Genomic DNA, 12,764 nt, shown 5'->3' on the forward strand with positions numbered 1-12,764 from the left:
TCGTCGGCATTGCCGCCGTCGAGCGTATCGGCGAAGTTGCTGCCTTCCAGCTTCTCGATGCCGATATATTTGTCGCCGGCCGCATCGCCGACCGTTCCCTTCCTGCTGGCCAGCGAGGCATGGACCCCGGCGTCGGCGTCCATGTAGCTCGCCGTATCGAAGCCGGCGCCGCCGTTCAGCGTGTCGCCGCCTTCCCGGCCCATCAGCACGTCGTCGCCGCCATTGCCCGTGAGGACGTTGACGGTGCTGTTGCCGATGATGACGTCGTCGCCGCCGCCGCCGGTGGCATTCTCGATCACCACGTGCCGGGCGATCGTGTAGCCGCCGAAAACGTCTTCGACATAGGACATGACACCGCCGCCGGTCGGGCTGTAGTCGATGGTTGCGGCCAGCAGGTCGATCCGCGCGTTGCGGTTGCCCGAATAGCGAATCTCGTCGGTACCGCCGGTATCCCAGATCGTTTCGTAATAGACACCGGGATCGTTGGCATCGCCGAGCTCGTAGACGTCATTGCCCGTGGCGTGGGCATTGATGATCCCGTAGCGCTCCTGGAGCGCGGCGATGTCGAACGCGCTGAGCGTGCCCGACCAGCCGCTGTCGACGTTCGCCGCCGTGAGCGGCGTGGCGCCGTTGGGGCCCGTCGGCCAGGAGTCGTTGTAGGACATCACGGTGTAGACGCCCTGGTTGAGGTCGTAGACGCCGAAACTGGCCGAGCCGGTCACGCCCGCCAGAATCTCCGAGCCGCCACCCGTATCGTGCGGATGCGCCAGGCCGTGAGCATGGCCGAACTCGTGCAGGACGACTCCGAAATCGAAGCCGCCCTGGGTCAGGCCCTGCTGCTGGTCGAACAGCCATCCGCCATTGTCGACGTTGAACGCGCCGATGCCCTGCGCGTCGCCGTAGGTCGGATCCTGCGGATAGAAGTAGGCACCATATTGCTCGGACGTCGTGGTGATGAGACGGAAGTCGGCCTCGCTGGAGTCGGTCGTCTCTTCATAGGTGAAGCCGAGAATCTTGCTGTACTCGCTGAGCACGACCATGACCTGCTGCTTCTCCCAGGCATTCCAGCCGAAGGAAGGCAGTGGATCGACGCCATTGTCGGCGAGCTCGCCGAAGCTTTCTCCCTCGACGGCGAAATAGACATGAACGATTCCGTCGTCGCCCGGATCGATGTTCGCGGCATCGTCCCAGATGAGCGATTCCAGCGGGTCAAGCGTCGACAGGTCCATTTCCTGGGACGTGATCGAATAGCCGCCCGTATAAGGATAGTAAGACTGCACATCGAGATAATAGGTGCCGCTTTCTTCGGCGAAGAACGAGATGCGCGAGTTGATATCGGTCGGGAAGCCGATATCGTCATTCTGGGTGATCAGGCTGCCGTCGGAATTGTAGAGGAAGACCCAGGGGTCCAGCTCGCCCGGCGGAAGATCGGCATAATCCGACATATGGTCCGCGCCGCCCGCGACCTCGATCGTGTAGAACTTCCCGGCCTCGACCTCGAGCTTGTAGGTGTCGGTCTCGCCCGCGAAGAAGTAGACGAAGGGATCGGTGCCGTCGATGAAGCCGTAGGTGACACCGTTCAGGTTCAGGTCCACGGCCCCTTCGAACGTGTCGGGGACGATATCCTCTTCGGGCTGCGCCAGCAGATCGAGCGTATATTCCCCGGTGACGCCCAGGCCCGGAAAGGCCATGACCGCGGCATAATAGGTGCCGGTATATTCCGCCGTGAAGGTGAGGAGGGACATTCTGCCCGCGCCGCCGTCATCGTCTTCGGCAATCACCGAGAGCGTGTCGTCGGCGAGAAGGAGGAGCGTATCCTCGAGCGGCTCGCCGCCGCTGCCATAAGCCGACAGCATGTAGGTCTGCCCCTCGACCACCTCGAACGAATAGACGTCCTGCTCCTCGTCCGAACCGATATTCCCGGTGACGAGGATCTCCGGCGGGACGGAGACCGGCGACTGCGTCAGGCCGGCAAATTCCGCGCCGGCAAGAGAGCTGTCCAGATAACTTACCGGGGCGGCGAGCTTGGAACTGCTGCCCGAATGCATGTAAGCACAGTCGAAAATATCAAACTCTACCGCGACGATATTCTTTTCGGCGTTGATCAGATGAGCCGGTCTCATGATGATTGGAACTCCCCTGTTTGTATTGCCAGTGCCGGCAACAGATCATAGTTTGGGACGTTGGACAACTGCTTTGAAACCATCTTTCTTAACTCGTCGAAGTGCCGGACGGCCTGCACTTGCTGCGGCAGCGACGCTTGCCACACTTGCGGTTTCGGCTTGCTCCGCGGCCCCCGCGCAGCCCCAGCTTTCCAACCCTGCACAGGAGGCGCCGGTGGCCGGAGAACCAGGCGCAGACGGCGGCGAGACGGGAGTCGCCAACCTCCCTTATGCTCGCGGGCGCGTCTTTCATTCTCTCGACGAATATCTTGGGCATCTGGAGGCGAACGGCGCGATCGACCTTCCTTATTGGCGAGAGGTTCGGCCCGGCGTCTACGAATGGGTCGTCCGCATGACCGGAGCCGGCGAGCGCGAGACGGCCACGCGCCAGGAGCTGATGCGGCGCTACGGCTTCGGCCGCTGACGGCCCAAGCGCGGGCGGACCCCGTCAGTCTTGCGGCGGGAAGGCTGGCGCAGGCTTGCGTCAGGTGGCGAAAAGCCCGTGCGGATCGCTCATCGCCAGCAGCGAGTCGCTGCGCGCCAAGGCGGCCAGGGTAAGACCCGATTCGGCCGCGCGGGCGACCGCTAGGCTCGTTGGCGCGGAGATCGTGACCAGCATAGGGATCCCGGCAAGCGCCGCTTTCTCGACCAGTTCGTAGGAGCAGCGCGCGGTGAGCAGGGCGAAGCCAGCCGAGAGATCGCGCCCCTCACGCAGGCAATGCCCGATCAGCTTGTCGAAGGCATTGTGACGGCCGACATCCTCCCGCGCCGCAAGCACCGCACCGCCGGCATCGCACAAGGCGGCCGCGTGGACGGCGCCGGTGGCCTCGTTGAGCGGCTGATGCGCCCGAATGGCCTCCAGCGCGCGGAAGATGGCGGACGGCGCTACCCCGCGGTCGGGCGCAGGCACTTGCGGGAGCGGCCGGAGCGCCTGCTCGAGATTCTCGATCCCGCACAGTCCGCAGCTCGACTCGCCGACCCGGTGGCGGACCCGCTGCAGCACGCGCCCATGCCGTTCCGGCGCGAGCTCGATGCCGAGCAGCATTCCGTCGTCAGCCTCGCGCACATCGACTCCGACGACGTCCGCGGCGCTTTCGATCAGCCGCTCCGAACGGGCGAAACCATAAGCGAAATCCTCCAGATCGTGCGGTGTCGCCATCATCACCGCATAGCCGATGCCGAGAAAGCTCACCGCCACCGGAACCTCGGCGGGGACCTTGCGCTCCCCCACCGAGCGACTGCCGTCCGCACCGACCCGGCAGGCGCGGAGGGTGGTGACAAATTGTATGCGTTGCTGCATATTGTCCTTCATGATCATGAACGCATCGGCAGGATGAAATGGCGACAATAGCTCAGGATAGCGATGCCAAGGCGGCCTTGGCGAGGCTGCTCGACAATTATTCGGCGGAGATCACCACGCGGGATCACAAATCGCTCGACGCCGCCGGCGAGCTGCTCCGGCCGCAGACGCGAGTGTTCATCGCCTCCTTCCCGAAGGACACGGTCGAGGATTTCATCCGCGGCGCGGTGAAACTGCACCGCGCCGGCATGGTCGCCATTCCGCATATCGTCGCGCGCAACATTCCGAGCCGTGCCGTCCTCGACGACATGCTGGCCCGCCTCTCGGGGGAAGCCGGTGTCGACCGTGCCCATGTCGTCGGCGGCGACCGCGACAAGCCGGTGGGCGAATATGATGCGGCGCTTCAGCTGCTCGAGACCGGCTTGTTCGAGAAATACGGCATCAACCGCATTGCGCTCGCTTGCTATCCCGAAGGCCATCCGCGCATCCCCGACGACGTGCTCGAGAAGGCGCGCGCCGAGAAGATGGAGGTGGCCGCGCGAGCGGGGCTGTCGGTCTGGCTGGTCAGCCAGTTCGCCTTCGAGTCCGCGCCCATCGTCGCGCTGGCGCGCCGGATGCGCGGCCAGGGGATCGACGTCCCCTACCGGGTCGGGGTCGCAGGACCGGCCGATCGCTCGACCCTGCTCAAATATGCGATGCTGTGCGGCGTCGGCACGTCGCTTCGAGCGCTCAAGGAGCGTTCCGGCCTGGCCCGATCGATGGCGGCGGGAGAGACTCCCGAAGCCTTGCTCACCGACATCGCTTTGGCTCGCGAGGCAGAGCCCGCGCTCGGCATCGACGGCGTCCATTTCTTCACCTTCGGCTCGCTGATGAAGACGGCGAAATGGGTGGAGAGCATCCGCGGCTGAATCGCGCGAGCGGTCCGGGCGATCCGCTCTTCCGTGTCGCGCCGAAACGCCGACACGCAGAGGTGACCGGCGCGAGCAGAGCCATCGTCCAGGCCGGTCGGCTCACCCGGCACAAGGGGCCCGCTTTGCCCGCGCTGCGCCGCTTTGCGCCTTTGCAGGAAAGTCCCGCGCGCGTGATGCGCGCGGGACTTTCCTGGCCTTCGGCTCTGAGCGAATGGACGGCGGCGGGGGAGATCCCCGCCGCCTGCTCCGTTCAGGCGGTGCGCTCGGTGCGCCAGCCTTCTTGATAGGTTTCCCGGGCGACCTTGGAGTAAGGGACCGGGCTCACCACGGCACGCACCTCGATCTGCTTGTGCGGTTCGACCGTGGTCTTGCGCGTACCGCCATTTTCCTCGCCCCAGACGACCCGAAGCTCGGTGCCTTCCGGAATCTCATGGTCGATGGTCGCGAGGCTGAGCGCCGCCTTCTCGTTGTAGCTGTAGCCGGTGAACATCGACAGTCCGACGGTGGTGCCGCCGGCATCGACGACGCGATCGTAGTTGGACGAGGCGTAATTGGCGAGCGGCAGGTCGAAGAACTTGTAGTTTTCGCCGTCCGTGTCGAAGAGCGACGCGAAGATCTTCGCCATGTCCTCCGGATTCCAGGCCAGCGTCACCTTCCGGCGCTGGGCGGCGGGATCCAGCTGCTCGAGCGCCTCGCGTCCGTGGAAATCGTGGTCGAACTTCACGAACGGGCCGTAGCCCAGCTCCCACGGGTTCAGATAATAGTCCTCGATATTGTCGGAGACGAAGCTGCCGCCGATGGCCCCCGTCGCCTCGTAGCTGTCGGCGCCAAGCCATTGGCGATAGGATTGGAGCTTCTCGCCGGTATAGATTGCGGGCAGCGGCGAGGGAATCCAGCCGGATTCGAGGGTGTTGGACGGATAGGCACGGCTCCCGACCTGCACGAGGCCGAAATCCTTGCCGGCCTCGACGATCGCATTCCGGATCTCGTCCTGCTCCTCGTAGGGGCCCCAGATCTCGAGGCCGGGCGCGCCCGCCATGCCGTGACGCAGCGTGCGGACCTTGCGGCCGGCGATGTTCATCTCGCTCATGTTGAAGAATTTGAGCTGCTCGAGCGGCCCGCCGTGCAGCTTCTCGATGATCGACCAGGCGTTCGGCCCCTGGATCTGGAAGCGCCAGTGGGTGCGGTGGACCGGCTTGCCCATCGGCCGCGACGGCGAGCGGTCGTCCTTGATCACCTCGACATTGTAGCCACCGGTTTCGGCGTGGAACATCAGCCAGTTCGCGGCCGGCGCGCGGCCGACATAGAGCAGCCGCTCCTCGGCGAGGTAGAAGAGGATGCCGTCGCCGATCACGTGCCCATAAGGCGTCGTGGGCACATATTGCTTGGCCTTGTTGACGGTGAAGTTCTTGAAGGTGTTGATCGCGGTATCGGAGACCAGCTTCACCGCGTCGGGACCGTTGATGAACAGCTCGACCATGTGGTGCGACTGGTCGAACAGCACGGCGCTATGCTGCCAGGCCCATTGCTCCGAGCGCCAGTTGGAAAATTCGGGCGCGACAACGGGATAGACATAGGCACCGATCTGCGAATTTCGCAGCATGTGGACCGGATTTCCCGCGCCGTTGATCACTTCCTCCAGATTCTTCGCAGTCATGACGACTTCATCCTCTCACTTTCGAAATCGGTTGGCGATGAAGGGTTCCGGCGCCCCGCACCAGCCCTTCCAGGCCGATCGGCGGAATCGCGGAATCCCTTCGTAAAAAGCCTTCTGGCCCTCTTCGAAATAATATGCAACACAAACGAATATGACGACGAAAGCCTATATCCTCACCCTCTCGTGCGGCGACCGTTCCGGCCTGGTGGCGGCCGTCGCTGGCCTGCTGTTCGAAATGGGCGGCAACATCCTCGAAGCGCAGCAGTTCGACGATGTCGAAACGGGGCGATTCTTCATGCGCGTGCTGTTCGATCTGGACGGCGACGCGAGCGCCTTGCGCGACCGATTCGCGCCGCTGGCGGCCGAGCACGGAATGGAATGGCGGCTACGGCCGACGGACGAGCGCAAGAAGGTCATGATGCTCGTGTCGAAGTTCGATCACTGCCTCGGCGACCTGCTCTACCGGACCCGCATCGGGGAGATGAACATGGAGGTGGTCGGGATCATCTCGAACCACCCGCGCGAGGTGCTGCAGACCTCCATGATCGGCGACATCCCTTATCATCACCTGCCGATCACCAAGGAGACGAAGCCGCAGCAGGAAGCGCAGATCAAGGCGCTGATCGACGAAAGCGGCGCGGAGCTGGTCGTGCTCGCCCGCTACATGCAGATCCTGTCCGACGACCTTTCGGCCTTCCTGCACGGCCGCTGCGTGAACATCCATCACAGCTTCCTGCCGGGCTTCAAGGGCGCCAAGCCCTACCACCAGGCCCATGCGCGCGGCGTGAAGATGATCGGAGCGACCGCGCATTTCGTCACCGCCGACCTCGACGAGGGGCCGATCATCGCCCAGGACGTCGAGCATATCACCCATGCCGACACGCCCGACGACCTGGTCCGCAAGGGCCGCGACATCGAGCGCCGCGTCCTGGCGCGCGCGGTCCACTATCTTCTCGAGGACCGCGTGCTCCTCAACGGCGTGAAGACGGTGGTGTTCGCGGGCTGATCCTGCCCGGACGGCGCGAGTCGGAAGCCCAGCGTCTCCCGGGATGACGGCGGAAGTCAGGCCTCGTCCGGCCAGTAGAGCCGCATCGGATTGTCGACGAGGAGCTGGCGCTGCAGCGCCTCGCTCACCGCGATTCGCGGGATGACGTCGACCAGTCCGCCATCGTCAGGGATCCGGTGCTCCATGTTGGGGTGCGGCCAATCGGTGCCCCACAGCACGCGGTTCGGATAGTCCTCGACCAGCGGGCGCACCGCCACGACGAAATCGTCATAGGGCTCGCCCTGGGGCGAAAGGCGGTCGGGGCAGGTCGCCTTGAACCAGACGTCTTCGCGGCTGTCGAGGAGCCGGCGGAAGCCCTTCATGTCGGGCCCGTCGGGGCCCTGGCCGACGTCTGGGCGGCCCATATGGTCGATCACGACCGGGACGGGAATCGCCTCCAGGAAAGGGCGCAGCTCGTCGAGAATGTCCGCCTCGAAATAAACCACCACGTGCCAGCCGAGGCGACCGATCCGCCGCGCCACTTCGAGGAACCGGTCCTTGGGCGCGTCGTCCACGAGCCGCTTCAGGAAATTGAAGCGAACGCCGCGGATGCCGCCGGCGTGGAGCGAATCGAGCTCCGCGTCGGAGATTGCGGGATCGACCACGGCAATGCCCCGCGCTTTGCCTTGCGACCGCGCGATCGCGTTCAGCGTCGCGCGATTGTCGGTGCCGTGGCAGCTCGCCTGGACGATGACGTTGCGGCTGAAGCCGAGATGGTCGCGCAGGGCGAACAGCGTCTCCGGCCCTGCATCCTCCGGATGATATTTGGCCTTGGGGCTGAACGGGAACTCGGCCATCGGGCCGAAGACGTGGCAGTGGGCATCGACCGCTCCGGGCGGCGGCACATATCGCGGCTTGGAGGGGCGCTCCACCCAGCTGCGCACACGGGCCGCCTCGGTCATCCGAACACCCTTCCATCCATCAGCTTGCGCGCCGTCCGGAGCATTGCGGCGCTCTTCACCTGCCCCGATTCGTCGGTTTCGAGGACACAGGTCGTCTCTCCGGTCGGATGCTCGACCGACAGGATCTTGCGCCGCCCGTCCGGGACACGGGCGACCGCGGCGGCGGGCGATCCGGAAATCAGGCAGGCGGTCGCGACGCTGACAGCGCCGAGGACGCCGATCGAGGCATGGGCGCGGTGGGGGATGAAAGAGCGCACGGTGACCGCCCCGCCGGCCCTCGGCGGCGCCACAAGCATCATCTTGGGCACCGACTTCCCGGCCACGTCGCCAAGGTTCATCATCGGGCCGGCGGCGAGGCGAATCGCCTCGATCCGCGCCTTGAGCCGGTCGTCCGAGTCAAGCGTCTCGCGATCCTCATAGCCGGTCGCGCCGACATCCTCGGCGCGGAACACGACACAGGGCATGCCATTGTCGATCAGGGTGCAGGCGACGCCCTCTATCTCGTCGGCCGGGCGGCCGGTCGGAAGCAAGGCGCCGCAGGTCGACCCCGCCGTGTCGCGAAACTCGAGCGGCACCGGCGCGGCGGTGCCGGGCACGCCGTCGATCCGCGCCTCGCCCTCATAATCGACCCTGCCGCCGGGCGTCCTCACCGTCGCCACCGCGACCTGCCCTGTGTTGACCATATAGATGCCGACCCTCGTCTCGCCGTCCGCCGGCTCGACCAGCCCGCGCTCGATCGCGAACGGCCCGACACCGGCCAGGATGTTGCCGCAATTCTGCGCGTCGGTGACGATCGGCTGGTCGACGAAGACCTGGAGGAACAGATAGTCGACGTCGACGCCGTCGCGCTCGGACCGGGATACCACCGCCACCTTGGAGGTCAGCGGATCGGCGCCGCCCATGCCGTCGATCTGGCGCGGGTCGGGCGAACCCATCGCCCGGAGCAGGAACGAGTCGCGCTCCGCCTTGCCGGCGGGCAGGTCCTCCGCGAGGAAATAGCCGCCCTTCGACGTCCCGCCGCGCATCCACATGCAACGCACGCCTTCAGTCATGCCAGACCCCGGACATATTTGGCCTCACACATATTTGAGGCCGAGCGACTCCAGCTTGCCGCGCATGTCGTAAAGATCGAGCCCAAGCTCGCCCGCAGCGAGACGTCGGCGCTTCTCTTCCTCATTGGCCTCGCGGGCGCGAGCCTTCTCGAGCACGGCCTCGGCGTCGGCGCGGGGCACGATGCACACACCGTCATCGTCGGCGACGACCACATCGCCCGGATTGACGATCGCGCCGGCGCAGACGATCGGCACGTTGACCGATCCCAGGGTCGCCTTGATCGTGCCCTGGGCGGAGATCGCCTTCGACCAGACCGGGAAGCCCATCGCCTCGAGGTCGCGAACGTCGCGCACGCCGGCCTCGATCACCAGCCCGCGGCAGCCGCGCGCCATCGCCGAGGTCGCCAGCAGGTCTCCGAAATAGCCGTCGTCGCAGGGGCTGGTCGGTGCGAGCACCAGGACGTCGCCTTCCCGGAGCTGCTCGACGGCGACGTGGACCATCCAATTGTCGCCGGGAGGCGCCGAAATGGTGACCGCCGATCCGGCGATGCGGGCGCCGCCATATATGGGGCGCATATAGCTGCGCATGAGCCCGGTACGCCCCTGCGCTTCGTGCACCGTCGCGACGCCGCTGGCGCCCAGGCCGTCCACGACGTCGATGGGCGCACGCTCGATATTCTGGACTACGATCCCGGACATGCGTCCCTCCAATCCTTCGAGCCCCGCGCGGGCAAATTCGATCTGACCAGCGGCTATAAGGAGACGCTATTCGAGGTCGGCAGGTCTGGACTCGCAATGGCATCGCTTCCAGATGATGTTAGAGTCACTGACATCCTGGACCTCGGCTGGAGAGGAAGATCGGCATGAACGAGTATCTGAAGCATTATATCGACGGCCAGTGGACCGACAGCGAAGGCGACAGGCGACACGAAGTGATCAATCCGGCCACCGAGGAAGTCGCTTCGGTGGTCATGCTCGGCAGCCAGGCCGACGTCGACAAGGCCGTCGCGGCCGCGCGGCGCGCCTTCGAGACCTTCTCCCTGACCGGCAAGGCGGAACGGGCCGCCCTGCTCGCCCGGGTGATCGAGGAATATAAGAAGCGCATTCCGGACATCGCCCGGTCGATCTCCGAGGAGATGGGTGCGCCGATCTCGCTGTCGATGACCGCCCAGGCCGGATCTGGGCTGGGCCACCTGGCTTCGACCCTGGAGGCGCTCAACGTCTTCGCGTTCGAGGAATCGACGGGCAAGAACAAGGTCATCTACGAACCGATCGGCGTGGTCGCCCTGATCACGCCGTGGAACTGGCCGATGAACCAGATCGTGGCCAAGGTCGCCCCGGCGATCGCCGCCGGCAATACGGTGATCCTGAAGCCGTCCGAGCAGACGCCGGGTTCGGCGAAGGTCTTCGCCGAGGTGATGGACGCCGCCGGCGTTCCGCCGGGCGTGTTCAACCTCGTCCAGGGCGACGGCCCCGGCGTGGGCGAAGCGCTGGCCCGGCATCCCGAAATCGACATGATCAGCTTCACCGGCTCGACCCGCGCCGGTATCCTCGTCGCCAGGAACGCCGCGGAAACGGTGAAGCGAGTCCATCAGGAACTTGGCGGCAAGTCGCCCAACATCATCCTGCCGGGCACCCCGCTCGACGCGGCGCTCCCCGGCGGCGCCGGAGGCGTCCTCCTGAACTCCGGCCAGAGCTGCGTGGCCCCGACGCGCCTGCTCGTCCATCGCTCGCAATATGACGAGGCGCTGGAAAGGCTCGCCGAGATCTTCGGGTCCAAGGCGGTCGACGATCCAATGAAGGAAGGCAGCCATATCGGCCCGGTCGTCAACCAGAGCCAGTATGACAAGATCCAGGGGCTGATTCAGAAGGGCATCGACGAAGGCGCCCGGATCGTCGTCGGCGGCCTCGGCCGTCCCGAAGGCAAGGAGAAGGGCTATTATGTGAAGCCCACCGTGTTCGGCGACGTCTCCAACGACATGACCATCGCGCGCGAGGAGATTTTCGGTCCCGTGCTCGTCGTCATCCCCTACGACACGCTCGACGAGGCGGTGGAGATCGCCAACGACACGCCCTACGGGCTCGGCGCCTATATCGCCGGCGATCCCGCCATCGCGAAACAGATCGTTCGGAGAATCCGCGCAGGCAGCGTGTTCGTGAATTCCGGGGGGCTCGACTTCAACTCGCCGTTCGGCGGCTACAAGCAATCGGGCAATGGCCGCGAGTTCGGGAAGTTCGGGCTCGAGGAATTCTGCGAGATCAAGTCGGTCATCGGCGACGTCCCCGCCGACGCCCCTCCGGCAGAGGCTGCGGCCTAGGGCAGGCCAGGCCGGCCCCGCGCCGTTTCCCTGGGGCGTTTGCCGCGGTCCGCGGCATGGCGCCCCCAGCGTCCGTCATGTGCCGCGTCTCGGCGCCGGCTTCATTCGGCCGCGGCCGGCGGGTGGGACAGCGCCGCTCGGTCGCCGGCCGCGCGCCGGCATAAGTTTCTGCTATGGACGGGCCGTGACCCTGAGCCCCTACGACCTCAACCTGCGCCATCTTCGCGCCGCGGCGGCCATTCGCCGCTGCGGCAGCATCAGCAGAGCCGCGAACCAGGTGGCGCTGTCCCAGCCGGCATTGACTCAGGGCATTGCCAAGCTGGAGGCGCAGCTCGGCCTGAAGCTGTTCGACCGGGGTTCGGCCGGAATGATGCCGACCCCCGCCGGCACCCAGCTGGCCGACCGGATAGACATGACCGCAGCAGCGCTGAGCGCCGCCTTCGAGGCGATTCGGAGCGTCTCGCGAAGCGGATTTCGCGGCACGGAGAATCTGGTCACGATGAGCCAGGTGAGGGCTCTGCTCGCCCTCGCCGCCGCTGGCAGCTTCGTCGCGGCGGCGCAGGAAAGCGGGCTTACCCAGCCGTCGCTCCACCGGGCGGTTCGCGACGTCGAGAGGCTGAGCGGAGTCGTTCTCGTCGAACGCCGCGGCCGCGGGGTCCGGCTCACCGCCGCCGGGCAGCGCCTCGCCCGCGGCTTCAGCCTGGCCGTGAACGAGATACAGTCGGCGCTGGACGAGCTTCAGGCGCTCGCCGGCTTCGACACGGGCCGAGTCCGGATCGGCGCCATGCCGCTCGCTCGCGCGCGCACCGTTCCGCTCGCCATCGCCCGTTTCCTCCAGCGGCGCCCGTCGGTGCAGATCGAGGTGGTCGAAGGTCCGCATTCGGAGCTGATCGAGCGACTTCGCGACGGCAGGCTCGATTTCCTGATCGGCGCGCTTCGCCAGCCGGCGCCGGGGCCCGACGTCGAGCAGGAGCCATTGTTCGACGACCGGCTGGTGATCGTCGCCGGCCCCGATCACCCGCTGGCCACGACCGGCAAGCCGCCGATCGAGCGGATGATCGAATATCCCTGGGTGATTGCGCGGACCGGGACTCCCTTGCGGCTGCTCTGGCGCCGGCTGTTCGAGAGTCGCGGTCTTCCGCTGCCGCGGGCCCCGGTGGTGTGCGGCTCCGTGATCACGATCCGGGCGCTGCTCGGCGCGGGCGATTTCCTTACCTTGCTGTCGCCGCAGCAGATTCGCGAGGACCTCGCCGCCGGAACGCTCGTCGCGATGAGCGATTCGATCGAGGAGACGTGTCGGCCGATCGGCCTCACCACCCGTGCGGGATGGCGGCCCGCACCGGCCCAGGCGGAGTTCCTCGCCTTGCTGCGGGACATGACGGCCGAGTCGACACTTCGAGGAATCGAATAGCGGCTC

General features: G+C 66.1%; 11 protein-coding genes. 5 read left to right on the top strand and 6 right to left on the bottom strand.

From position 1 onward, the window contains the following. Positions 1 to 2,123: pre-peptidase C-terminal domain-containing protein (locus EKM57_RS07240; protein WP_206185337.1), on the bottom strand; the 2,123-nt coding region annotated here is incomplete at its 3' end. A 214-nt stretch (positions 2,124 to 2,337) separates the two neighbouring features. On the opposite strand from EKM57_RS07240, the gene EKM57_RS07245 reads away from it, so the two are divergent. Further along, on the top strand, positions 2,338 to 2,586 hold the full coding sequence (locus tag EKM57_RS07245; protein ID WP_129791837.1) for a hypothetical protein: 249 nt from the start codon (positions 2,338 to 2,340) through the stop codon (positions 2,584 to 2,586). A 60-nt stretch (positions 2,587 to 2,646) separates the two neighbouring features. On the opposite strand, the gene fdhD is transcribed toward EKM57_RS07245, so the two are convergent. Further along, a complete protein-coding gene (gene fdhD, locus EKM57_RS07250; RefSeq protein ID WP_243450933.1) occupies positions 2,647 to 3,480 on the bottom strand; it encodes a formate dehydrogenase accessory sulfurtransferase FdhD in 834 nt (277 codons plus the stop codon). A gap of 20 nt (positions 3,481 to 3,500) precedes the next feature. Here fdhD and EKM57_RS07255 point away from each other — a divergent pair, with 20 nt between their 5' ends. Continuing rightward, positions 3,501 to 4,370 (top strand): methylenetetrahydrofolate reductase, encoded by an 870-nt coding sequence (locus tag EKM57_RS07255; protein ID WP_129791838.1) that lies wholly within the window; start codon positions 3,501 to 3,503, stop codon positions 4,368 to 4,370. Positions 4,371 to 4,623: 253 nt separating this feature from the next. Here the strand turns inward: EKM57_RS07255 and EKM57_RS07260 are convergent, their stop codons facing one another. Beyond that, the gene (locus tag EKM57_RS07260) at positions 4,624 to 6,030 is read right to left on the bottom strand and encodes an aminomethyltransferase family protein (protein ID WP_129791839.1); all 1,407 of its coding nucleotides are present in this window, start codon (positions 6,028 to 6,030) and stop codon (positions 4,624 to 4,626) included. A 151-nt stretch (positions 6,031 to 6,181) separates the two neighbouring features. Here EKM57_RS07260 and purU point away from each other — a divergent pair, with 151 nt between their 5' ends. Further along, complete coding sequence (gene purU / locus EKM57_RS07265) at positions 6,182 to 7,036, top strand: formyltetrahydrofolate deformylase (protein ID WP_129791840.1); 855 nt, start codon at positions 6,182 to 6,184, stop codon at positions 7,034 to 7,036. 56 nt (positions 7,037 to 7,092) lie between these two features. Here purU and EKM57_RS07270 read toward each other — a convergent pair whose 3' ends face one another. Genes EKM57_RS07270 through ligK form a run of 3 tightly spaced genes read right to left on the bottom strand, consistent with a single transcriptional unit; the run spans position 7,093 to position 9,728 of the window. After that, positions 7,093 to 7,977 (bottom strand): amidohydrolase family protein, encoded by an 885-nt coding sequence (locus EKM57_RS07270; RefSeq protein WP_129791841.1) that lies wholly within the window; start codon positions 7,975 to 7,977, stop codon positions 7,093 to 7,095. Next, complete coding sequence (locus EKM57_RS07275; RefSeq protein WP_371414126.1) at positions 7,974 to 9,008, bottom strand: 4-oxalomesaconate tautomerase; 1,035 nt, start codon at positions 9,006 to 9,008, stop codon at positions 7,974 to 7,976. Before EKM57_RS07275 ends, EKM57_RS07270 begins: the two co-directional genes overlap by 4 nt. Positions 9,009 to 9,053: 45 nt before the next feature. Beyond that, positions 9,054 to 9,728: a 4-carboxy-4-hydroxy-2-oxoadipate aldolase/oxaloacetate decarboxylase gene (ligK, locus tag EKM57_RS07280; RefSeq protein WP_129791843.1), complete on the bottom strand. Its 675-nt coding sequence runs from the start codon at positions 9,726 to 9,728 to the stop codon at positions 9,054 to 9,056. A gap of 164 nt (positions 9,729 to 9,892) precedes the next feature. Between ligK and EKM57_RS07285 the strand changes: the two genes are divergently transcribed. Both EKM57_RS07285 and EKM57_RS07290 read left to right on the top strand, forming a co-directional pair. Then, positions 9,893 to 11,347 (top strand): aldehyde dehydrogenase family protein, encoded by a 1,455-nt coding sequence (locus tag EKM57_RS07285; protein ID WP_129791844.1) that lies wholly within the window; start codon positions 9,893 to 9,895, stop codon positions 11,345 to 11,347. Between the two features lie 184 nt (positions 11,348 to 11,531). After that, on the top strand, positions 11,532 to 12,758 hold the full coding sequence (locus EKM57_RS07290) for a LysR family transcriptional regulator (RefSeq protein WP_243450934.1): 1,227 nt from the start codon (positions 11,532 to 11,534) through the stop codon (positions 12,756 to 12,758). Positions 12,759 to 12,764 lie beyond the last annotated feature (6 nt).

This window comes from Sphingosinicella sp. CPCC 101087, assembly GCF_004151485.1.
Lineage (GTDB): Bacteria > Pseudomonadota > Alphaproteobacteria > Sphingomonadales > Sphingomonadaceae > Allosphingosinicella.

Coding starts and splice junctions, on each gene's coding strand:
- fdhD (WP_243450933.1), bottom strand. CDS start 3,480: ATGATCATGAAGGACAATATGCAGCAACGCATACAATTTGTCACCACC.
- EKM57_RS07255 (WP_129791838.1), top strand. CDS start 3,501: ATGGCGACAATAGCTCAGGATAGCGATGCCAAGGCGGCCTTGGCGAGG.
- EKM57_RS07260 (WP_129791839.1), bottom strand. CDS start 6,030: ATGACTGCGAAGAATCTGGAGGAAGTGATCAACGGCGCGGGAAATCCG.
- purU (WP_129791840.1), top strand. CDS start 6,182: ATGACGACGAAAGCCTATATCCTCACCCTCTCGTGCGGCGACCGTTCC.
- EKM57_RS07270 (WP_129791841.1), bottom strand. CDS start 7,977: ATGACCGAGGCGGCCCGTGTGCGCAGCTGGGTGGAGCGCCCCTCCAAG.
- EKM57_RS07275 (WP_371414126.1), bottom strand. CDS start 9,008: ATGTGGATGCGCGGCGGGACGTCGAAGGGCGGCTATTTCCTCGCGGAG.
- ligK (WP_129791843.1), bottom strand. CDS start 9,728: ATGTCCGGGATCGTAGTCCAGAATATCGAGCGTGCGCCCATCGACGTC.
- EKM57_RS07285 (WP_129791844.1), top strand. CDS start 9,893: ATGAACGAGTATCTGAAGCATTATATCGACGGCCAGTGGACCGACAGC.